This window comes from Planomonospora sp. ID82291 (assembly GCF_015711645.1).
GTDB lineage: Bacteria > Actinomycetota > Actinomycetes > Streptosporangiales > Streptosporangiaceae > Planomonospora.
The window spans coordinates 469,178-489,799 of sequence record NZ_JABTEX010000001.1; the positions used below are offsets into that span (position 1 = coordinate 469,178).

Annotated in this window: 16 protein-coding genes; 3 read left to right on the plus strand and 13 right to left on the minus strand. The window is 73.7% G+C overall.

What is annotated here, in order from left to right; genetic code table 11:
- Positions 1–82: 82 nt before the first annotated feature.
- The 4 genes from HS045_RS02175 to HS045_RS02190 form a co-directional block, all read right to left on the minus strand.
- Complete coding sequence (locus HS045_RS02175) at positions 83–1,552, minus strand: MraY family glycosyltransferase (protein WP_196449489.1); 1,470 nt, start codon at positions 1,550–1,552, stop codon at positions 83–85.
- A 57-nt stretch (positions 1,553–1,609) separates the two neighbouring features.
- On the minus strand, positions 1,610–2,875 hold the full coding sequence (glyA, locus tag HS045_RS02180; protein ID WP_196449490.1) for a serine hydroxymethyltransferase: 1,266 nt from the start codon (positions 2,873–2,875) through the stop codon (positions 1,610–1,612).
- A gap of 175 nt (positions 2,876–3,050) precedes the next feature.
- Positions 3,051–3,431, minus strand: coding sequence for a hypothetical protein (locus HS045_RS02185; protein ID WP_196449491.1), 381 nt, complete (start codon positions 3,429–3,431; stop codon positions 3,051–3,053).
- A gap of 12 nt (positions 3,432–3,443) precedes the next feature.
- On the minus strand, positions 3,444–5,417 hold the full coding sequence (locus HS045_RS02190; protein ID WP_196449492.1) for a hypothetical protein: 1,974 nt from the start codon (positions 5,415–5,417) through the stop codon (positions 3,444–3,446).
- A gap of 220 nt (positions 5,418–5,637) precedes the next feature.
- On the opposite strand from HS045_RS02190, the gene HS045_RS02195 reads away from it, so the two are divergent.
- Positions 5,638–6,648 (plus strand): LCP family protein, encoded by a 1,011-nt coding sequence (locus HS045_RS02195; protein ID WP_196449493.1) that lies wholly within the window; start codon positions 5,638–5,640, stop codon positions 6,646–6,648.
- Between the two features lie 145 nt (positions 6,649–6,793).
- Here HS045_RS02195 and HS045_RS02200 read toward each other — a convergent pair whose 3' ends face one another.
- The 7 genes from HS045_RS02200 to thrC all read right to left on the minus strand — a co-directional run bounded on the left by HS045_RS02200 (position 6,794) and on the right by thrC (position 14,650).
- Positions 6,794–7,459, minus strand: coding sequence for an L-threonylcarbamoyladenylate synthase (locus tag HS045_RS02200; RefSeq protein ID WP_196449494.1), 666 nt, complete (start codon positions 7,457–7,459; stop codon positions 6,794–6,796).
- Positions 7,460–7,489: 30 nt separating this feature from the next.
- The gene (gene prmC, locus HS045_RS02205; RefSeq protein WP_196449495.1) at positions 7,490–8,344 is read right to left on the minus strand and encodes a peptide chain release factor N(5)-glutamine methyltransferase; all 855 of its coding nucleotides are present in this window, start codon (positions 8,342–8,344) and stop codon (positions 7,490–7,492) included.
- Positions 8,345–8,354: 10 nt separating this feature from the next.
- Positions 8,355–9,407 carry a peptide chain release factor 1 gene (prfA, locus tag HS045_RS02210; RefSeq protein WP_196449496.1) on the minus strand — a complete coding sequence of 351 codons (1,053 nt, stop codon included), beginning with the start codon at positions 9,405–9,407 and terminating at the stop codon, positions 8,355–8,357.
- 136 nt (positions 9,408–9,543) lie between these two features.
- The gene (gene rpmE, locus HS045_RS02215) at positions 9,544–9,762 is read right to left on the minus strand and encodes a 50S ribosomal protein L31 (RefSeq protein ID WP_191895830.1); all 219 of its coding nucleotides are present in this window, start codon (positions 9,760–9,762) and stop codon (positions 9,544–9,546) included.
- A 347-nt stretch (positions 9,763–10,109) separates the two neighbouring features.
- Positions 10,110–12,068, minus strand: coding sequence for a transcription termination factor Rho (gene rho, locus HS045_RS02220; RefSeq protein ID WP_196449497.1), 1,959 nt, complete (start codon positions 12,066–12,068; stop codon positions 10,110–10,112).
- 498 nt (positions 12,069–12,566) lie between these two features.
- Positions 12,567–13,562 (minus strand): homoserine kinase, encoded by a 996-nt coding sequence (locus HS045_RS02225; RefSeq protein WP_196449498.1) that lies wholly within the window; start codon positions 13,560–13,562, stop codon positions 12,567–12,569.
- Positions 13,563–13,591: 29 nt separating this feature from the next.
- Positions 13,592–14,650 (minus strand): threonine synthase, encoded by a 1,059-nt coding sequence (thrC, locus tag HS045_RS02230; RefSeq protein WP_196449499.1) that lies wholly within the window; start codon positions 14,648–14,650, stop codon positions 13,592–13,594.
- A 220-nt stretch (positions 14,651–14,870) separates the two neighbouring features.
- Between thrC and HS045_RS02235 the strand changes: the two genes are divergently transcribed.
- The gene (locus HS045_RS02235; protein WP_196449500.1) at positions 14,871–16,490 is read left to right on the plus strand and encodes a glycosyltransferase; all 1,620 of its coding nucleotides are present in this window, start codon (positions 14,871–14,873) and stop codon (positions 16,488–16,490) included.
- A 93-nt stretch (positions 16,491–16,583) separates the two neighbouring features.
- Here the strand turns inward: HS045_RS02235 and HS045_RS02240 are convergent, their stop codons facing one another.
- Both HS045_RS02240 and HS045_RS02245 read right to left on the minus strand, forming a co-directional pair.
- Positions 16,584–18,239: a glycosyltransferase gene (locus HS045_RS02240; protein ID WP_307827352.1), complete on the minus strand. Its 1,656-nt coding sequence runs from the start codon at positions 18,237–18,239 to the stop codon at positions 16,584–16,586.
- A complete protein-coding gene (locus HS045_RS02245) occupies positions 18,236–19,426 on the minus strand; it encodes a family 2 glycosyl transferase (protein WP_196449501.1) in 1,191 nt (396 codons plus the stop codon). Before HS045_RS02245 ends, HS045_RS02240 begins: the two co-directional genes overlap by 4 nt.
- Positions 19,427–19,971: 545 nt before the next feature.
- On the opposite strand from HS045_RS02245, the gene HS045_RS02250 reads away from it, so the two are divergent.
- Entirely contained in the window at positions 19,972–20,622 is a 651-nt protein-coding gene (locus tag HS045_RS02250) for a hypothetical protein (protein ID WP_196449502.1), read from the plus strand.

Consider the following 20,622-nt stretch of genomic DNA (forward strand, 5'->3'; position numbering starts at 1 on the left):
TCACAAGCTCTTGAAGAGCGCCTTTACCTGCCGTTTCAAGTAAACGATCTACAGGTTGCCGGTCGGTGCCGGACGGGTCGTCTCACGGGCTGGGAAACCCCGCCGCCGAACCGCGGGCGGCGGGCCGCGACGGCGCCGGCAGGCGGGGGACGGCCGACAGCACCGCCGTGTCGTCGCCCGGACCGGCCGCGGGAGGGACCGCCGGACCGGCCGGAGGCCATGAAGGCTGCGCCGCGGACGCCGGACCGGCCGGAGGGGCGTCCGCGTCCCCGGGGAAGGCCGCGGAGTGCACCGGCGCGGTCAGGGGCTGCGGGAAGGCCGCGGGCGCCGGGGGCCACGCCTCCCGCGCGGCGGGCGGAACCGGGACGGCCTGGGCGGTCTGCTCGGCGGACGCCTCGTCCGGGCGGGCGTGGCGCCCGGCGGCGTGCGCCCCCTTCCCGCCCCCGTTCCGGCGCGAACGCCAGCGCGGCAGCGCCACCAGCACCAGGCCTCCGACGGCCAGCAGCACGGCGAACAGGAACAGCAGGAGCGGGACGCCGACGACGGACATCGCCACGACCGCGAAGGCGAACAGGACCGTCCAGGCGTACATGATCAGAACGCTGCTGCGGTGCGAGTGGCCGATGTCCAGCAGCCGGTGGTGCAGATGGCCCCGGTCGGGGGCGAACGGCGAGAGCCCGTTGGAGGTGCGCCGGATCACCGCCATGATCAGGTCGAGCAGCGGCAGCACCAGGATCGCGATCGGGATCAGCAGCGGCAGCACGACCGGGAAGTCGTTGATGGCGCTGGAGTCCAGCGGCGTGATCGTGATCATGGTGGAGGCCAGGACCAGGCCGATCAGCATGGCCCCGGTGTCGCCCATGAAGATCTTCGCGGGGTGGAAGTTGTGCGGCAGGAAGCCCAGGCACACGCCGATGAGCACCGAGGCGACCGCCGCGGTGACGTTGATGGTGGTGTCCCCGTTGTCGCTGGACAGGACGATGGAGTAAGTCCACGTCGCCATCGCCGCGATGCCGACGATCCCGGCGGCCAGCCCGTCCAGCCCGTCGACGAAGTTGACCGCGTTGATCATGACCACCACGATCATGATCGTGATCACCGGGCCCAGCGTCGAGTCGAGGACGTAGGCTCCGCCCAGGTCGCTGGGGAGCGGCAGCCAGGGCAGGCTCACCCCGAAGGCGACCAGGACGCCCGCCGCCCCGATCTGCCCGGCCAGCTTGATGAAGGCGTCCATGCCCCACCAGTCGTCCAGGAAGCCCGTCAGCGTGATCAGGCCGCCCGCCAGGATCAGCGCCACGACCACGTTCCCGTCGGCCACCTCCGCGTCCGCCAGCAGCCCCCCGGCGTACGGCAGGCTCCGGGCGACCAGCAGGCCCGCCACCAGCCCGCCGTACATGGCCAGGCCGCCCAGCCGCGGGGTCGGGGTGGTGTGCACGTCCCGGTCGCGGACCTCGGGCATCGCGCCGATGCGAATGGCGAAGATCCGGACCCCCGGGACCAGCAGGTAGGTCACCGCGGCCGCCACCAACGCCATCAACAGATATTCGCGCACGGACCTAGTTTCGCGGATCGCCCGGCCGTTTGTGACCGGAAAACGGCACAGAGCAACTCATAATTCGCTGGGATATGCCGGATGTGCGCTCGTCAGCTCGCGGACGCGCGCCCTGACCTCCCCGGCGGCGTCGGGACTGCGGACGGCCTCCGCCACCAGCGAGGCCACCTCCTTCATCTCCTCGGTCCCCATCCCCTGCGTGGTCACGCAGGGGGTCCCCACCCTGATGCCGGACGTCACGGTGGGCGGCTCGGAGTCGTAGGGGATCGCGTTCCGGTTCAGCGTGATGCCGGCGTCGGCGCAGCGCTGCTCGGCCACCGCGCCCGAGGCCGCGAACCCGCGCAGGTCGACCAGGGCCAGGTGGCTGTCCGTGCCCCCGGAGACCGGCCGCATGCCCTCCGCCGCCAGCCCCTCCGCCAGCACCCGCGCGTTCTCCACGACGCGCCGCGCGTAGTCGGCGAACTCCGGCCGGAGCGCCTCGCCGAAGGCCACCGCCTTGGCCGCCACCGCGTGCATGAGCGGACCGCCCTGGGTGAACGGGAAGACCGCCCGGTCGATCCGCGTCGCCAGCTCGGCCGTGCACATGATCCCCCCGCCCCGCGGCCCGCGCAGCGCCTTGTGCGTGGTGAAGGTGACCACGTCGGCGTACGGCACCGCGGACGGCAGGGCCCCTCCCGCCATCAGCCCGACGGTGTGCGCCACGTCGGCGAGCAGCCACGCGCCGGCCTCGTCGGCGATCCCCCGGAAGGCCGCGAAGTCGATCTTCCGGGGGTAGGCGGTGGCACCGCAGATGATCACCTTCGGCCGGTGCCGCAGGGCCAGCTCCCTGACCTCGTCGTAGTCGATCAGCTCGGTGTCGCGCCGCACGCCGTACTCCGTGACGTCGAACCACCGCCCGGAGAAGTTGACCTTCGATCCGTGGGTGAGGTGCCCCCCGTGCGGCAGCGCCATCGCCAGCACGGCGTCGCCCGGCTGGAGCAGCGCCGCGTACGCCGCGAGGTTGGCCGCGCTGCCCGAGTGCGGCTGCACGTTGACGTGGTCGGCCCCGAACAGCCGCCTGGCCCGGTCGATCGCGAGCTCCTCGGCCCGGTCGACGACCTCGCACCCGCCGTAGTAGCGCCGTCCGGGGTACCCCTCGGCGTACTTGTTGGTGAGGGTGGAGCCGAGGGCGGCCAGGACCGCGGGCGAGGCGAGGTTCTCGCTGGCGATCAGCTGGAGGCCGTCGCGCAGCCGCCCCAGCTCGTCGAGGAGGACCTCCGCCATCTCGGGATCTCGCCGGAGCAGGAGACCGTAGTCGGGGCCGTAGTAGGGCGCAGAGTTCATCGACTCACTCCGTTCAGCGGCTCGGGCGCTGATGACCGGCGGTTCTCCTCGTGCAGGCCGCGGCGGCGCGCGCCGCTGCCCGGTCACCGTGCTTCCCCTTCCCGGAGAAGCCCGCCCTGAAGCGTCCTCCCCCGCCTCGACCTGCCCGAAGGCCGGCGGCGGCCCGTCGGTCCCGTCAGGAGAACGCGTGCGGGGCGCCGGTGTCGACCGGGATCCAGCGGGGCGTGTCGGCGGCCTGGTCGCTGATGGAGGTGAGGATCGCCTGGCGGTACTGGCCGAGGCGGGCCTTCCACTCCGTCAGGTCCTTCACATAGCGCTCCCCCACCGGGGCGTCCCAGACGTCGCGGCTCCGGCCCATGCGGTGCGCCTTGTCGAGCGAGGCGTCCAGCGTGTCCAGCAGGGGCACGACCTGCCCCCACAGCACGATCAGGCGCTGGTAGTCGGGGTTGAACTCCCAGGCCGTGGCGGCGCCCGGCACCGGCACGCCGGAGGTCCCCCCTGACGGCGGGGTCTCCCCCGGCTGGAGCGGCTGCGGGGCGGGCGGGTCTGCGTACATTCCGAGGGCTCCTTACACCGACTGTCCGTCCGACGGACCGCCGCCGGGCGGCGGGACGGGCCTGCGCGGATCCTCCGGGCCCACCTCGCCCGCGGGACCGTCCGGCCCGATCTCCCTGGCCTCCCAGGGCCCTTCGCCCCACGTCTCGCCGTCGGGGACCTGCACTCCGGGCATCTCCAGCGGCTCGATCGTCCGCGCGTTCTCGGCGAGCGTCCTGATCGCGTCCAGGCTGGGCAGGTCGACCCGGACGGAGACCACGTCGCCGCCGTCGGCCGTCCACCGGGGTGCGCCCTCCCCGGTCCCTCCCGGGGAGGAGCCACCGGGCGTCCCGGCGTCTCCCGTCCTGCCGGAACCACCCGCCGCGCCCGCGTCTCCGGACGCACCCGCTCCTCCCGAGCCGCCGGACGCCGCCGAATCTCCCGAGCCGCCGGACGCCGCCGAATCTCCCGAGCCGCCGGACGCACCCGAATCTCCCGAGCCGCCGGACGCACCCGAATCTCCCGAGCCGCCGGACGCACCCGAATCTCCCGAGCCGCCGGTCGCACCCGAGCCGTCCGGCGCCCCCGCCGCACCCGTCGGCCGCTCGCTCGTCTCCCCGCCCGTGCCCGGCGGCTGGACGGTCTGCCCCTCGGCGGGTCCGACGGTGTCGAGCAGCGGGACGTCGGGCTTCGCGGAGGGGAGGGGCTCGCCGGGCTCGACCTGGCCGGGCCGCGTGTCGGCGTGCTGCGAGACCCCCTCGACCGACGGCATGTCCATGGGGGCGATGTCCTCGATGTGCTCCAGCAGCGTCTCCACCTGCTCGGCCGAGGGCGGATCGAGCGGAATCTGCAGCACCTTCACCCCGTCCACCTCGATGACCTGCGGCTTGAGCGCCCCGTTCCGGTCGATGTCGTCGGGGTGGTCCTTCTGCCTCGTGTCCGGGACGGTGTCCGATCCGGTGCCGGTGTCCGTACCGGTGCCGGGGTCCGATCCGGTGCCGGTGTCCGTACCGGTGCCGGTGTCCGATCCGGTGCCGGGGTCCGTACCGGTGCCGGTGTCCGATCCGGTGCCGGGGTCCGGGATGCGGGTCTCAGGCGCACCGCCGTCGTCTCTGGGCGAACGCTCGTCCCCCTTCGAACCGGCGCCGTCCGGCTTCGCGTCCTGGACGCCGTCCCCGCCCGGCGCACCGGGCGCGGGGTCCCCGTCCCGCGGCGACCTGTCGTCGCCCTTGGCGTCGGCCTCGGGCTTGAGGTCGGGTGAGGAGTCCGGCTGCGTCCGGGGCGCGTCGCGGGCGGGATCCTCGATCCGGATCGACCTGTCACCGCCCGGTGAGCCGCTTTCCTCCCTGGAGCCGTTCCCGCCCGGGGAACCGGTCTCGGGCCCGGTCCCGGCCTCCGTCCGCGGCACCTCCGCCTTCGGCTGCTCACCCGTCGGGGAACCCTCCGCCCGGGGGTTCCCCTCGGCCTGGGGCACGGCGGGCTTCAGGTCCTCGGCCCTCGGCGTCTGCGGAGCCGGCGTCTCCGTCCGCGGCGTCCCCGCCCGGGGCTCGTCCTGCTTCGGCGTCTCCGGGGCGGACGTGCCCGTCTTCGGCTCGTCCTGCTTCGGCGTCCCCGCCCGGGGCTCGTCCTGCTTCGGCGTCTCCGGGGCGGACGTGCCCGTCTTCGGCTCGTCCTGCTTCGGCGTCTCCGGGGCCGGGGTGTCCGCCTTGGGCGCTTCGCTCCTGGGCGTCCCGGACTCCGGGACGGCGGTCTTCGGACCGGGTGCGGGGGCCGCGTCCTGCTTGACCTTCTTCTCCAGCAGGGCGACACGGGCCGAGACGTCCCGGACCATCGTGTCGCACTCGTCGGCGACCTGGACCGGACGGTGGGCGGACTGCGAGGACAGGCCGGCCCCACTCATCAGGCGGGTCACCCGGCTCTCGACCGTCCGCATCTGCTCGGCGGCCCGCTTCACCTCCGCGAGCAGGTCACGGACCAGCGCGGGGTCCATTCCGTCGAACTTGCCCATGGGCGTCTCCCGGGGAGTTGGCGGCCGAATTCACGGTACCGGCAGGACGCTCCCGCGTCACGGTGATAATCAGCCGGCATGAATCATGGGCGCGGGCCACCGGCCGGGCTCATCCGCCCCCGGTGGTGCCGGACGGCGCCGCCCGGCCGTAAGGTGTCGGCAGGTTGCACGGTATCCACGCGCATACCGGGATCCACCGGACTCGATAGGGGTCAGCTCGATGCGTCGCGCCCGCCGGCTGCTACTGGTCATCGGCGCCGCCGTGGCCCTCATGGGCCTCTGCGGTGCCGGTGCGCTCTACATGTTCCAGGCGAGCCTCGACGGCGACATCACCCGCCTGCCCGGCGCGCTGCCCACCGACGAGTCCGAACGGCCGCCCCCCGAGCCCGGCGTCGGGGAGAACTGGCTGCTGGTCGGGACCGACACCCGCTCCGAGGAGACGACGACCGGCGAGGACGCGCGGGCGGAGCTCTGGCGACCGGGCCGGCAGCGCACCGACACGATCATGCTGATCCACCTCTCCGAGGGCCGCAACCTCGTCTCCGTGGTCTCCATCCCCCGGGACTCGTGGGTCACCGTCCCGGGGAAGGGCAAGGCGAAGATCAACGCAGCCTTCTCCTGGGGCGGGCCCGCCCTGCTGATCAGGACGGTCGAGAAGCTCACCGGCGTCCGGGTCGACCACTACGCCGCGATCGACTTCCAGGGGTTCGCCGCGGCCGTCGACGCGATCGGCGGGGTCGACGTCGACATCGCCGAGACGGTCCACGACCCCTACCGCAAGATCACCTGGAAGGCCGGAACCCAGCACCTCAACGGGGAGAAGGCCCTGCTCTTCGTCCGCCAGCGCGCCAACCTCCCGGGCGGCGACCTCGACCGGATCAAGCGTCAGCAGGCGCTGCTGAGCTCCGTCGCCGACAAGGTCCTCAGCGCCGAGACGCTCACCAACCCGGTCAAGGTCAACGACCTGCTGCGCGCCCTGACCAAGGCGTTCAGCGTCGACGCCGGGGTCACCACGGGCATGCTCAGGTCCCGGATCCTCGACCTGGCCGGTCTCGACTCCCTCGACTACGTCACGATGCCGGTGGAGGGCACCGGCACGAGGAGCCGCCAGAGCGTCGTCCTGCTGGACATGCCCGAGGTCCGCGCGCTCAGCGCGGCGATCAAGGACGACCGCATCGACGACTACGTCCGAGAACACGACAGCGGCAACGCGGTGGACACGGTGCGCTGACCGGGCCGTGCCCCGCACGGCCTCCCGGCCCGCGAACCGGCCGGACCCAGCCGAACGGACCCGAACCGGCCGGACCCGGCCGAACGGACCCGGGCCGAACGGACCCCGAACCGGCCGGACCCGGGCCCTCAGGGCACGGCCCCGGTCAGACCCCGGAGTCCGGGTCCGCGTCGGTCGCCACGTAGCCGATCACCTCGCGCAGCTTCTCCACCGGTACGGCCCCGCGGCGCAGCAGCCTGGGCACGGCCGTGGTCAGGTCGAGGATCGTGGAGGGGACCGCGTCCGCGCAGGCCCCCCCGTCGAGGTAGACCGAGACCGCGTCGCCGAGCTGCCTTTCGGCCTCTTCGGCCGTGGTCGCGGCGGGGACGCCGGAGCGGTTGGCGCTGGATACGGCCATCGGACCGGTCTCCTTGAGCAGGTCCAGGGCGACCGCGTGCAGCGGCATCCGGAGCGCGACGGTGCCCTTGGTCTCGCCCAGGTCCCACGAGAGCGACCGGTTCACCCGGCAGATCAGCGTGAGCGGACCGGGCCAGAAGGAGTCGGCGAGGTCCTGGCCGTAGGGTCCCAGGTTCTCCACCAGCGCGTTCGCCGCGCGTACGGTGCCGACGAGGACGGGCACCGGCATGTCCCGGCCGCGCCCCTTGGCCTCCAGCAGGAGGCTCACCGCGGACGGGGTGAAGGCGTCGGCGCCGATGCCGTAGACGGTGTCGGTCGGGAGCACCACCAGTTCGCCGCGCCGTACGGCCGACGCCGCGTCGGTCAGGCCCGCCTCCCTCTGCTCGGCGTCGGCGCAGTCGTAGCGTCTGCTCACGGCGTTCCTTCCTGTCCCCGGCCGGAAACCCTATTCCCGGCCGAAACGAGCGGTGACGAAGCGGTCCCTGCGGGTGAGGTCCTGGCGGCTGCGCACGTCGCGCCAGCCGTTCTCCTCGGAGAAGATCAGATAGACCGGGGTGCCCTGCTCGTCGGCGTGCTCCACGGCGACGAACCCGCCCGGCCGGAGCAGCCGCCGCGCGGTCCGCTCCACCGCCCTGACCTCGTCGAGGCCGTCGCGGCCGGAGCCGAACAGCGCGCGGTGCGGGTCGTAGTCGCGGACCTCGGGATCGCGCGGGACCGCGCCCGGCGGGATGTAGGGCGGGTTGGACACCACCAGGTCCACCTGGCCGTCGAGCTCGGGCAGCGCGTCGGCGAGGTCCTCGGGGTGCAGGTGCACCCGGCCCTGGCCCTGCTCCAGGATGTTGCGCTTGGCCCACCGGTAGGCGTCCGGGTCGACCTCGACCGCGTGCACGGTGGCCAGGGCCACCTCCTGGGCGATCGACAGCGCGATCGCGCCGGAGCCGGTGCCGAGGTCCACCACGACCGGGGCGGCGACGTCCATCTCCTGCAGCCGCTCGATGGCCCAGCCCGTCATCACCTCGGTCTCCGGGCGCGGCACGAAGACGCCGGGCCCGACCTCCAGGGACAGGTAGCGGAAGTACGCCCGCCCGGTGATGTGCTGGAGCGGTTCGCGGGCCTCGCGCCGGGCGACGCCCTCCCAGAACAGCGCGTCGAAGTCCGCGTCCGCCACGGTGTGCAGCTCGCTGCGCCGTACGCCGTGGACATAGGCGGCGATCTCCTCGGCGTCGGTGCGCGGCGACGGCACACCTGCCTCGGCGAGCCGGGCGGTGGCGAGGGCGATCTCGTCCAGCAGAAAGGTCATGGCGGGGGTTCTAGGCGTGGGCGGCGAGCTTCTCCGCCATCTCGGCGTCGAGCAGGGACTGGATGACGGCCGACAGGTCCCCGTCCAGCACCTGGTCGAGGTTGTAGGCCTTGAAGCCGGTGCGGTGGTCGGAGATGCGGTTCTCGGGGAAGTTGTAGGTGCGGATGCGCTCGGAGCGGTCGACCGTGCGGATCTGCGACTTGCGCTCGGCCATCGCGGCGGCGTTGGCCTCCTCCTCGGCGATGGCCTGCAGGCGGGCCCGGAGGATGCGCATGGCCGACTCCTTGTTCTGGAGCTGGCTCTTCTCGTTCTGGCAGGAGGCCACCACCCCGGTCGGGAGGTGCGTGATGCGCACCGCCGAGTCGGTGGTGTTGACGCTCTGGCCGCCGGGGCCGCTGGAGCGGTAGACGTCGATGCGCAGGTCGTTCGGGTCGATCTGGACGTCGACCTCCTCGGCCTCCGGGTAGACCAGGACGCCCGCCGCGCTGGTGTGGATGCGGCCCTGGGACTCGGTGACCGGCACGCGCTGCACGCGGTGCACGCCGCCCTCGAACTTCAGCCGGGACCAGACGCCCTCGTCGCCCCTGGCCTTCACCGCGACCGTGACGTCCTTGTAGCCGCCCAGGTCGGAGTGGGTCATGTCGATGATCTCGGTCTTCCAGCCGACCCGCTCGGCGTAGCGGAGGTACATCCGCAGGAGGTCGCCGGCGAACAGCGCCGACTCCTCGCCGCCCTCGCCCGCCTTGATCTCCATGATGATGTCCTTGTCATCGTTGGGATCGCGCGGGACGAGCAGGTGGCGGAGCCGCTCCTCCAGCTCGGGGATCCTCGCCTCGAGCTCCTTGGCCTCCTCGGCGAAGGACTCGTCCTCGGAGGCCAGCTCCTTGGCGGTGGCCAGGTCGCTGCGGACGCCCTCGAGCTCCCGGTGGGTGGTGATGACCGGGGTCAGCTCGGCGTAGCGCCTGCCGAACGTGCGCGCCTGCGTCGGGTGCGCGTGCACGGTGGGATCGCCGAGCTTGAGTTCCAGCTCCGCGTACTCACTGAGCAGCTCGTCGAGGTTCACCGCACGTCCTTCTTCCTTCTGGAAAGCCCTCGGCCGCCACGGGCCCCGGGGAAAGCCCGCCTCTTCACCACGAACGCCGACCCGGGCGCACCCTCCGCGAACGGTGGGCGGTTCCGAGCCGGCGTCGGGAGCGGGGCTACTTGCCCGTGGTCTTCTTGCCGAAGCGCTTCTCGAAGCGGGCGACCCGGCCGCCGGTGTCCAGGATCTTCTGCTTGCCCGTGTAGAACGGGTGGCAGGCCGAGCACACGTCGGCGTGGATCGCGCCGTTCTTGGCGGTGCTGCGGGTGGTGAAGGTGTTGCCGCAGGTGCAGGTCACCTGGGTGGTGACGTACTCCGGGTGAATGTCGGGCTTCATGACTGTCGTCCTCTCCAAGGCGCGGTCGCCGGGTCGCCAGGGTCCACCCCCGCGGAGGCGGGGAGAACACACTGAGGTGCGAGTGGGCGGGAACCGGAACCGCTGCGGTTCGGCTACCAGTGTGCCAGATCCTTCAACCATCCCAGGCCACGAGACATTCCTTCGTCGGCCCCGCACCGGCCCCGCACCGGCCCCGCAGCGGTCCCGCCGCAGGAGGAGGAGGCCGCTCCGGGAGCGGGGAAGACCGGGAGAAGGGGCGGAGACGGGCGGAGACGGCCCTGCGACGCCGGACGCCCCGGGTCCCCGCCGTGCGGAGATCCGGCGCGTCCGCCGTACGGCGTGCGCGGTCAGTCGCGGTCGGAGCTGACCGTCGTCTTCTGCACCTGGAGCAGGAACTCCGCGTTGGACTTGGTCTCCTTCATCTTCTCCAGGAGGAGCTCCAGCGCCTGCTGCATGTCCAGCGCGTGCAGCACCCGCCGCAGCTTCCAGACGATCTGCAGCTCGTCCTTGCCCATGAGGATCTCCTCCTTGCGGGTGCCGGACGCGTCGACGTCCACCGCGGGGAAGATCCGCTTGTCCGCGAGGGCGCGGTTGAGCTTGAGCTCGGCGTTGCCGGTGCCCTTGAACTCCTCGAAGATGACCTCGTCCATCTTGGAGCCGGTCTCGACCAGCGCCGTGGCCAGGATCGTCAGCGAGCCGCCGTTCTCGATGTTGCGGGCGGCGCCGAAGAAGCGCTTCGGCGGGTAGAGCGCCGTGGAGTCGACACCACCGGACAGGATCCGGCCCGAGGCCGGGGCCGCGAGGTTGTAGGCCCGACCCAGACGGGTGATCGAGTCGAGCAGCACGACGACGTCGTGGCCCAGCTCCACCAGGCGCTTGGCGCGCTCGATGGCGAGCTCGGCGACCGTGGTGTGGTCCTCGGCGGGACGGTCGAAGGTCGAGTGGATGACCTCGCCCTTCACCGACCGCTGCATGTCGGTGACCTCTTCCGGACGCTCGTCGACGAGGACGACCATCAGGTGGCACTCGGGGTTGTTCCGGGTGATCGCGTTGGCGATCGACTGGAGCACCATCGTCTTGCCCGCCTTGGGCGGGGAGACGATGAGGCCGCGCTGGCCCTTGCCGATCGGGGCCACCATGTCGATGATCCGGGTCGTCAGGATGTTCGGCTCGGTCTCCAGCCGCAGGCGCTCCTGCGGGTAGAGCGGCGTGAGCTTGTTGAAGTCGGGCCGCTGGCGGGCCTGCTCCGGGTCCATGCCGTTGACCGTGTCGAGGCGGACGAGCGCGTTGAACTTCTCCCGGCGCTCGCCGTCGCGCGGCTGGCGGACGGCGCCGGTGACGACGTCGCCCTTGCGCAGGCCGTTGCGGCGGATCTGGGCCAGCGACACGTAGACGTCGTTGGAGCCGGGCAGGTAGCCGCTGGTCCGGACGAACGCGTAGTTGTCGAGGATGTCCAGGATGCCGGCGATCGGGATGAGGACGTCGTCCTCGCCGACCACGGGCTCGCCGCCGCCCTCGAAGCGGTCGCGACCGCGGCGGTTGCGCTCCCGGAACCGGCCGCGGCGCCCGCGGCGGTCGTCGTCCTCGGCGATGCCGTGCTGGTCGGCGCGGCCCTGCGGGCCGCGGTTCTGGTCACCGCCGCGCTGCTCGCGGTCCCCCCGCTCGCCACGGCTCTGCCCCGCGTCGGCGGCGCGCTGGTCACCGCGCTCGCCGCGCTGGTCACCGCGGCCCTCGCCGCGCTGGTCGCCGCGCTGGTCACCGCGGCCCTCGCCGCGCTCGCCGCGCTCACGACCGCGGCCCTCGCCGCGCTCTCCGCGCTCACGACCGCGGCGCTCGCCCCGCTCACGGCGGCTCTCGCCGCGCTCGGCGCGGCCCTCGGACGGGCCGGCCTCGGCCGGCGCCTCCACGGCGGGGGCGGCGGCCACGGGCTCGGGCGCGGTGACGACCGTCTGCTCGGCCGCGGGCTCGGCCGGGGCGGCGGCCCGGGAACGTTCCCTGCGGCTGCGCGCGGGGCGCTCGGCGGCCGGCTCCACGACGGAGGGAGCCGGGGCGGCGGGCGCGGCGGCGCTCTCCGCCGTCACGCCCTGCTTCTCCTGAATGGCCGCGATCAGCTGGCTCTTGCGCATCCGCCCGGTCCCGCTGATGCCGAGGCCGGAGGCCATGGCCTGAAGCTCGGGCAGCACCATGGCGGACAGGCCGGTGCCGGAGCGACGACGCGGCGACTTCGCCGCGGCGCGGGTGGGGGTGTCGCCGGCCGCGGGCTGTGCGCCGTTCGCGTCGGAGAGGAGTTCGGTGGTGTCGCTCACTAATGGGTCCTTCCCAGGGGTCGGGCGTGGCCATGATCAGCCAATCGTCCCGGTGGTGCGATCGATCCGGTGGGACAGACCGGGTCAGGTTGCACGTTGTGGTCCTGTCGCGATCCTGTTGCGATCCTGTTGCGATCCTCGACGGCCCGGGAGGGCCGTCGCCACTGTCGGAGAAGGGCACATCCACGCCGCCGCCATCGAGACCCGCCGACGGTGAGGCGCGGAGGACACCCCCCGGATTGCTACCGGCAACCAGATGTCGAGGTGATTCGAACGCGCATGTCCCCTAAAACGCCGCCTCTCCTTGCCCCGCTCGAATGTGGACCATTCGGAGGCGGCGGATTCGGGGAAGCCACTGCGGCGTTCACGCCTCGTGGAACGGGACGTGAGGCAACGATGTGTGGCTGACAAGCACGCACCCAGCACGGGGGCATCTGGTGCGGCTACCAGCCTAACATCACCAGCGCACACAGCTATTCCCTGAAGGCCGAAGAGGCATCAACGTGTCTCGGGAGAAACAACGCACGCACCGCGGGTTTCGACATCCAGTGGCCGGATGTGCCAGTCATTACCCACTTCTGGTGCGATCAAATCCTGCTTATCCCGTGCGGAAAACGCAAGGACCGTGGGCCCCGCGCCCGAGACGACCGCGGGAATCCCGAGCGCGCGCAGGCGCGCCACCAGTTCCGCCGTCCGCGGCATCGCGGGAGCGCGATACCCCTGGTGCAGCCGGTCCTCCGTCCCGGCCAGCAGCAGTTCCCGCTCCGGCCGCCCGGTCAGCGCCGCGACCAGCAGCGCGGCCCGCCCGGCGTTCGCCGCGGCGTCGGCGTGCGGCACGCTCGCGGGCAGCAGCCCCCTGGCCGTCTCCGTGGCCAGGCGCTGCCCCGGGACCAGGACCACGGGCCGCACGTCGGCGTGCGGGAGCAGTTTCGCCATCCGCGGAACACCCGGCGACTCCGTCCAGGAGACCGTGAGCCCGCCGGCCAGGCAGGGCGCCACGTTGTCGGGGTGGCCCTCGATCTCGGTGGCGAGGGCGAACACGTCGTCGTCGGTGAACTCCGGCGGGTCCTCCGGCGGCACCGGCGCCCCTCCGAGACGCGGCGCGGCGTACGGCGCGGCGGCGTACGGCGCGGCGGCCAGGGCCCGGGCCGCGAGGATCCCCGCGCAGATCGCCGCCGAGGACGAGCCCAGCCCGCGCGCGTGCGGGATCCGGTTGACGCAGCGCAGCCGGATCCCGGCGGGGCGGGGCAGCCCCATCCTGTCGAAGGTCCTCCTCATCGTCGCGACGATGAGGTGGCCGCCGTCGAGGGGGACCTCCCCCGCGCCCTCCCCCTCGACGGAGACCTCGGCGGTCTCCGCCGCACCGCCGGGGGGGTCGTAGAGGGTCGCCTCCACCTCGTCGTGGAGGGCCAGGGCCAGCCCCAGCGTGTCGAATCCGGGGCCGAGGTTGGCCGAGGTCGCCGGAACCCGGACGACCACCGTGCTGTCGGTCATGCGTTCCCTAGGGAGAGGAGCCGATGGGGTCAGGCGAGTTCGAGTGCGCTCGCGGCGGCGTGGGCGTCGATCGGGATCGTGGTCGGGGTGGGCGCGCCGGAGATGGCCCAGTCGGGGTCCTTGAGCCCGTTGCCCGTCACCGTGCAGACGATGCGCAGGCCCGGCTCGACCAGCCCCTGCCCGTGGGCCTGGAGCAGGCCCGCCACGCTGGCCGCGGAGGCGAGTTCGACGAACACGCCCTCCTCCTGCGCCAGCAGCTTGTAGGCGGCGGCGATCTGGCGGTCCGTGACGGCCTGGATGACGCCCCCGGACTCGTCGCGGGCGGCTTCGGCGAGCTTCCAGGAGGCGGGGTTGCCGATGCGGATCGCGGTGGCGATCGTGTGCGGGTGGGTCACCGGGGCGCCGTCGACGATCGGTGCGGAGCCGCTGGCCTGGAAGCCGAACATCCGGGGCGTCCGGGTCGCGACGCCGTCGGCGGCGTACTCGGTGTAGCCCATCCAGTAGGCGGAGATGTTGCCGGCGTTGCCGACCGGGATGCAGTGGACGTCGGGCGCGTCGCCGAGGGCGTCCACGATCTCGAAGGCCGCGGTCTTCTGGCCCTGCAGCCGGAACGGGTTCACCGAGTTGACCAGCGCGATCGGATAGCTCTCCGAGAGCTTCCTGGTCATCTCCAGGCAGTCGTCGAAGGAACCCTCGACCTGCAGCAGCCGGGCTCCGTGGACCAGCGCCTGCGCCAGCTTGCCCATGGCGATCTTGCCCCGGGGTACGAGCACCGCGCAGGTCAGGCCCGCGCGGACGGCGTAGGCCGCGGCGGAGGCGCTGGTGTTGCCGGTGGAGGCGCAGATGACGGCCTTGGCGCCGTCCTCGACGGCCTTGCTGATGGCCATGGTCATGCCGCGGTCCTTGAAGCTGCCCGTCGGGTTCAGCCCCTCGACCTTCAGGTAGACCTCGCAGCCGGTCAGCGCCGAGACCCGGTGCGCCGGGACGAGCGGCGTGCCGCCCTCCAGGAGCGTCACGACGGGCGTCTCCCCGGTGACCGGCAGACGGTCACGGTATTCCTCGATGAGGCCACGCCATGCCCTGGTCATGATTGCTCCTCCCGCGCGCGGTCCCACCGCGCGCGCCCTACCTGCGGTGTCGGGCAACGAGTCTACGGCCAACCGCCCGGCCGCCGGGATGCGGCGTCCACCAAGCGGACGGCCGCCCCCTCCGCCGGGACGCCTCCCCAGGAAACGCTGAGGAACGGCGGGTAGGGTCGACAGGGCTTGACAGACGGAACCCGACGATCTGACAAGGAGCGCAGCTGTCATGACGGGCGGAGCGGCGATCGGCCTGCCCCCGATTCGGCACAACGACTACTCGCCCCTGAAACCCCCCGGCCTCGGCGGCTGGGAGCCGTCCCTGCCGGTGAGCGTGGTCATCCCGGCGCGGGGCGGGCAGCACCGGCTCGATCTGGTCCTCGCGGCGCTGGCGGCGCAGAGCTACCCCGGCCACCTCATGGAGGTGATCGTCGTCGACGACGGCAGCGAGCCGCCGCTGCGGCTGCCGGAGATCGCCCCGGCGGACACCCGGATCGTGCCGGCGGACCCCGGGCGGTGGGGCATCGCGCACGCGGTCAACTCCGGGGCGGCCCGGGCGGACGGGCGCGTGCTGCAGCGGCTGGACTCCGACATGGTCGTCTGCCGCGAGCACATCGAGGCACTGGCCCGCTGGCACCACCTGAGCGACCACGTGGTCGCCATCGGCGCGAAGACGTTCATCGAGGAGCCTCCGGCGACCCCGGCGCGGGTCCACGAGGCGGTGCGCACGGGCTCCCTGGAGGACGTCTTCGACCTGTCCGCGGCGCTGCCCAGCTCCACCGAGAAGACCATCGCCCGTCTCGACGGCCTGCGCGCCAGCCGCAACCCGTACCACGTGTGCACCGGCCCGACGGTGTCGATGCGGCGAGAGGTCTTCCAGGCCGTGGGCGGGCTCGACCCCGCCGTGCCGCGGGGGGAGGACACCGAGTTCGCCTACCGGCTGGCCCAGCACGGCGTGGTCTTCGTCCCCGACATGGCCGCCCGGGCGGTGCATCTGGGCCTGCCCGCGCAGCGCCTCGACCGGGACCGGGCCGTGCGCCTGGTCGCCCCCTACCTCGCCCACCGGATCCCGCTCCGCCGGGATCTGCGCGGGGACCGGGGGCGGCGCTGGCTGGTGCCGTACGTCGAGGTGGTGCTGCACGTGGACGGCGCCGCCGAGGAGCGGGTGCGCGAGGCGGTGGGCGCGGCGCTGTCCGGGTCGGTCGGCGACGTGGCGGTCGCCCTGGTCGCGCCGTGGCCGGAGCCGGACGGGGGGCGCCGCCCGGAGCCCGACGACCCGGACGCCGACCTGCGGCTGATGCGCGAGCACTTCGCCCACGACGAACGGGTGCGGACGGTCACCGGGGTCTCCCCCACCCCGGCGCCGGTCCCGTTCCGCTACACGGGCCCGGTCGCGGTCCCGCCGGGCCCCCGGACCCTGGAGAAGATGATCGACGCGCTCCAGCGCGACCGGCTGGGGATGCTCACCGTCGACCTGGGCGCCGACGGCACGGCGGTCCTGGAGCGGACCGAGGCGCTGGGCCGGGCCCTGCTGCTCGGGGCCCGCGACCCGGACGCCGTGGCCGCCTCGGTCCGGGCGACCCACGGCGTCCGGCGGGGCGGGCGCGCCGAGTTCTGGCCGGCCGCGCGGACGGACCCGGCCGGGACCGGGTCCCCGGCGAGGGCGCCGGAATCGGCCCCGCCCTCGGCGGAGACCCGGGCCGAGCCGGCCCGGGTCCGGAACGGGGCGCCCGGAACGGACCCGGGCGGCCGGAGGCCCGGACCGGCCGGCCGCGCCTCCACGGACCCGCCCGCACGCAGGCCGCAGGGGCTGTTCTCCCGCCTGCGCGCGGCGATCGGCCAGGACTAGCGACCGGGCGGGACCCCGCCGCAGGCCGGGCGCGCGGGCTCCGTGGCCCGGGTCCGTCGCGCCCGACCGGGGCCGCCGGCCGCGGCGGTCCCGTCACCGGCGGCGGATCGCCCGCTTCACCGAGGCCAGCAGGTTGTACTGGACGACCTTCCGGGAGGCCGCCAGTTCCTTGCGGAGCGCGCCGACCTCGCGTCTCAGCTCCACCGCGCTCCTGCGCCAGCGGCCGGCCTCCTCCCGCCACTCGGCCGCCTTGGCGCGGAGCCGTTCGGCCTGCCGGGCCTGCTTCTCCGCCTCGGCCCTGGCACGGTAGGCGCTCCGGCGGCCCGTCGGCGGCCGTGCCCCGGACGTGAACCCGCGGCTCTCGCCGTCCGTCCAGAGCGTGCCGAAGGTGTCCTCCACCGCGTCGTCGAGGTCCTCCCCCGCCGCGCGGACGATCTCCGCGCGGGCGAACGCCGCGGTGCGCTCCAGCCGGGCCGCGACGATCCCGCCGGGATCCTGCGGGCTCCCGGCGCCCTCCGCCAGGAGCACCGAGACCAGGCCGTACCCCCCCTCCTCGGCCAGGTCGATCAGTCCGGCCAGGGCGTCCTCCTCCGGCGCCCAGCCCGCGGGCAGCCGGAGCCGGTACGGCACCGCGCCCCACGAGGCGGGCGCCGTGCGCACCCGGGGCTCGTGGGCGTAGTGCCCGCGGATCAGCACCAGGTCGAGGTCGGGGTTGGTGAGCGGGGCCCGCCCCTCGTCCCGGACGCGGTCCCAGGGACCCTCGATCGTCACCGCGACGTCGGGGACGGTGCCCGCGAGCACGGCGTCCACCGTGGCGCGGACGTCGTCGTAGGAGAGGGTCCCCTCCCCCGCCTTCGGGGGCTCGACGACCACCTCGACGTAGGGGACCTTCCACTGGCGGGCCGGATGGGAGCGGAGCCAGCGGTAGGTGGGGATGCGGTCGGCGACGAACGCGTGGCTGACCCGGTCGATCGGGGCCTTGTCCCGCATCCGCATGGTCGGCCCCAGGTGGAAGGCCCGGGCCCGGGGCTCGGGGACGAAGACCGCGCCCGCCTGCGCCAGCCGGTAGCCCATCTCGGTGTCCTGGCCGAGGATCAGGTCGGTGTCCATCGGCCCGGCGCGGTCCAGCAGCGCGGCGGAGACCGAGGTGGCGCCGCCCACGTGCAGGCTGAACGCGCGGCCCGGCCGGTCGGTGAGACCGTCGGTGGACTCGATGAGCTCCACCAGCCAGCCGTGCGGCTCGGCCGGCTCGAAGAGCGCGGCCAGGTCGGCGGCCGAGGCGATCTCCTCGGGGGTGGGCCGCGGGGCCGGGCTGAAGCGGATGTAGCCGGTCACGGAGAGGTACGGCGCCGCGTGGTGCCAGCGCATGTGCGCCTCGACGGAGCACCGGTCCAGGACCACGTCGGAGTCCAGCCAGTGGATCACGTCTCCGCCCGCCTCGCGGAGCCCGGCGTTGCGGGCGTGGGCCCGGCCCGGGGTGGGGCAGACCACCAGCCGGGTGTTCTCCGGCCGCAGGGCGGGCAGGCGCAGGGCCGGCTCGCTGCCGTTGTCCACCACGACGACCTCGGTGAGGGCGGCGGGGTAGGTCTGCCCGGCCAGCCCGGCGAGCGTCAGATCGAGTGTGTCCTGGCTCCCGTAGGCGGGGACGACGACGCTGACCCGCAGGGACGGCGTCCAGGCCCCGGGCTCGGGCAGGACGAGGCCGCGGTAGTCGTTTCCCCTGATCCGGGGGACCGCCCGGGGGGTCACGGCGCCAGGATCCGGCTGGGGCGGAAGCCGCGCCACTGGTTCGACGCGACCCGCAGGAAGTGGGCGAGGGGCAGCTGCCAGGTGTGCCGGGCGCTCACCCCGCGGCGCAGCATGTAGCCCAGGCCGTGGGTCCGGTAGATGCGCGCCCCGGCGGCGTGCGCGGCCTTCAGGAAGGCCGCGTCCACCCCGCGGGGCAGGCCCGGGAACCCGCCGGTCTCCCGGAAGCGGTCGCGGTCCAGCAGGATCGTGCCGCCGGCCACGTGGTCGGACCAGACCTCGCTGGTGTAGTCGGTGCGCCGGATCGTCACGTTCAGAGGCTCCAGGTAGAAGAACTCGGCCGCCGTCCCCACGATCTCCGCCCCGGAGTGGGCGCGGGCCAGGAGGAGGTCGGCCAGGTGGTCGGGGCCGTACCAGTCGTCGTCGTCCCACTTGGCGACGTGGTCGCCGCCCGCCGCCGCCGCCGCCAGGTTGAGCACGTCCCCGAACGGCGTCGCGGCGTCGGCCTCGACCACCGTGACGGGCAGCGGGCAGGCTCCGACCGCCCGCCGCACCGCCTCGTGGTCCGCGGCGAAGCCGTGCAGTCCGAGCAGGACCTCGGCCCGTACCCCGCGCTGCCGGGCGATCTGGCCGAGGGCGGACTCCAGCAGGTGGGGGCGCATGCTGGCCATGACGACGCTGACCGCCGGCGTCCCGTGCGGGACCGCTCCCCGGCGGTGGGCCTGGCCGTGGCGGCGCAGCCGTACGCTGTGCTCCTCGCGGCGCAGGGCCGCCGTGCAGTGCGGCGTGTCCCGCGCGGGTTCGGCGAGCCAGTCTTCCTCGGTGAGGAGGTCCGCGAGCACGGGATCGGCCCGGACCGCCCAGGCGGGGACCTTGTCGGCGTGGAGCGGGACTCCTGCGGCGGCGAGGTCCAGCAGCGGGGCCAGCACCGGGTGGGGGTCTCGGGAGGCCGCGACGGGGCCCCCCGGGGCGGCATCCACGGCGGGGTCCGGGGCGGGGTCCGGGGCGTGATCGGCGGCACGGTCCGGCCAGTGCACGCGCAGGCCCCGCAGCGCGTGCGGGTCGCCCTCGGGAACCGTCCACCGGCCGTGCTCCCAGCGCAGCGGGACCACCTCGCCCGGCGGGTTCCGCACGAAGCCCGCCGGGGTCGGGCCCGTCCCGCGCGCGTCGAGACCGACGACAGCTGTCATGAGGGATTCCTGACTCGTTCGGATATGCGCCGATCCACCACCCTACGGATGCCAATACTAGGCAAACCGGATGAGGACTCCGCTGACAGCCGCCACACATACGATCTTCGCATGACGGTGGCGCCCGGGGCGGTTCGGAGCGCCTCGCGGCGCGGGCGGGCGGCCCCGCCGCGCAGCCGGGCCGTGGAGGCGCCGAGCCTCTCGTGCGCGGTCGCGCCCTCCCGCGCACGGTGCGCCGTCCGGTGGGGGCGGGCCCGTACGGGCCCGTACGGGCCTGCACGGAGGCCCGCCGACGGGTCCGCGGCGGGTCCCGCGCGAAGGCCTGTCGACGGACCCGCGACGGGTCCGCGAAGGCCCGTTGACGGACCCGCGGCGAGTCCGCGCGAAGGCCCGTCGACGGACCCGCGACGGGTCCATCTGAGGTCCCATTAGTCGTGAACGGGCATGTAAGTTGCCTACTTCCCCTAAAATCACCCTCACCTGCAGACGACACCCATCTCGGGCGATCCAGCACATCGCCGCCGCCAGTCGTGAAAGGCCCGTTCATGCGTTCTATGACGCCGCGCCGCCTCGCCGTGGTGGCCGCGACCGCGGGGACCGCCGGAACCCTGGGGCTGCTCGTACTGGTCCTGCTCGGCACCGTGGACGCCGTGTCCGCCCTCCAGCTCGCCCTCTCCCTGGCCGCCCTCGCGGCGCTAGGCCTGGCCCTGCTCTCCGTACGGCGCGCCGACGGCAAGGTCCTGCGGCTGGACCGCAAGGTCGCGACCCTGCAGGAGCGGCTGGAACCGCTGCCGGACCGGTTCGGCGAGCTCAAGGAGATCCGGGCCGGCCTGACCCGGCTCACCGCGGCGATCGAGCGCCTGGACGCCTCCGTGCGCGGTTTGGAGGACCGGAGCACCGCCGGGACGGCCGACGTCCTGGCCGCGCTCGGTGAGGACAGGGTCGAGGCGGCGGTCCGCACCTCGGCCCACACCGGCCTGCTCCTGGAGATCGGTTCCGAGCTCCGCGAACGGATCGTCCCGGAGCTCCACCGCCTCTCCGACGGTCTCGCCCCGGTCTTCGATCCGGTCTTCGATCCGGCCTCCGATCCGGGCCTCGGACGCGATCCGCGGCCGGGCACCGCAGGCCACGAGGCGCCCAGCGAACGGCACGGCGAACGGCACGGCGAACGGCACAGTGGACGGCACAGTGGATGA

What these genes read in the sequence shown, in the direction of transcription:
- glyA (WP_196449490.1), bottom strand. Translation starts at nt 2,875, where the DNA reads ATGAACTCTGCGCCCTACTACGGCCCCGACTACGGTCTCCTGCTCCGG.
- HS045_RS02185 (WP_196449491.1), bottom strand. Translation starts at nt 3,431, where the DNA reads ATGTACGCAGACCCGCCCGCCCCGCAGCCGCTCCAGCCGGGGGAGACC.
- HS045_RS02190 (WP_196449492.1), bottom strand. Translation starts at nt 5,417, where the DNA reads ATGGGCAAGTTCGACGGAATGGACCCCGCGCTGGTCCGTGACCTGCTC.
- HS045_RS02195 (WP_196449493.1), top strand. Translation starts at nt 5,638, where the DNA reads ATGCGTCGCGCCCGCCGGCTGCTACTGGTCATCGGCGCCGCCGTGGCC.
- prmC (WP_196449495.1), bottom strand. Translation starts at nt 8,344, where the DNA reads ATGACCTTTCTGCTGGACGAGATCGCCCTCGCCACCGCCCGGCTCGCC.
- rpmE (WP_191895830.1), bottom strand. Translation starts at nt 9,762, where the DNA reads ATGAAGCCCGACATTCACCCGGAGTACGTCACCACCCAGGTGACCTGC.
- HS045_RS02225 (WP_196449498.1), bottom strand. Translation starts at nt 13,562, where the DNA reads ATGACCGACAGCACGGTGGTCGTCCGGGTTCCGGCGACCTCGGCCAAC.
- thrC (WP_196449499.1), bottom strand. Translation starts at nt 14,650, where the DNA reads ATGACCAGGGCATGGCGTGGCCTCATCGAGGAATACCGTGACCGTCTG.
- HS045_RS02235 (WP_196449500.1), top strand. Translation starts at nt 14,871, where the DNA reads ATGACGGGCGGAGCGGCGATCGGCCTGCCCCCGATTCGGCACAACGAC.
- HS045_RS02245 (WP_196449501.1), bottom strand. Translation starts at nt 19,426, where the DNA reads ATGACAGCTGTCGTCGGTCTCGACGCGCGCGGGACGGGCCCGACCCCG.
- HS045_RS02250 (WP_196449502.1), top strand. Translation starts at nt 19,972, where the DNA reads ATGCGTTCTATGACGCCGCGCCGCCTCGCCGTGGTGGCCGCGACCGCG.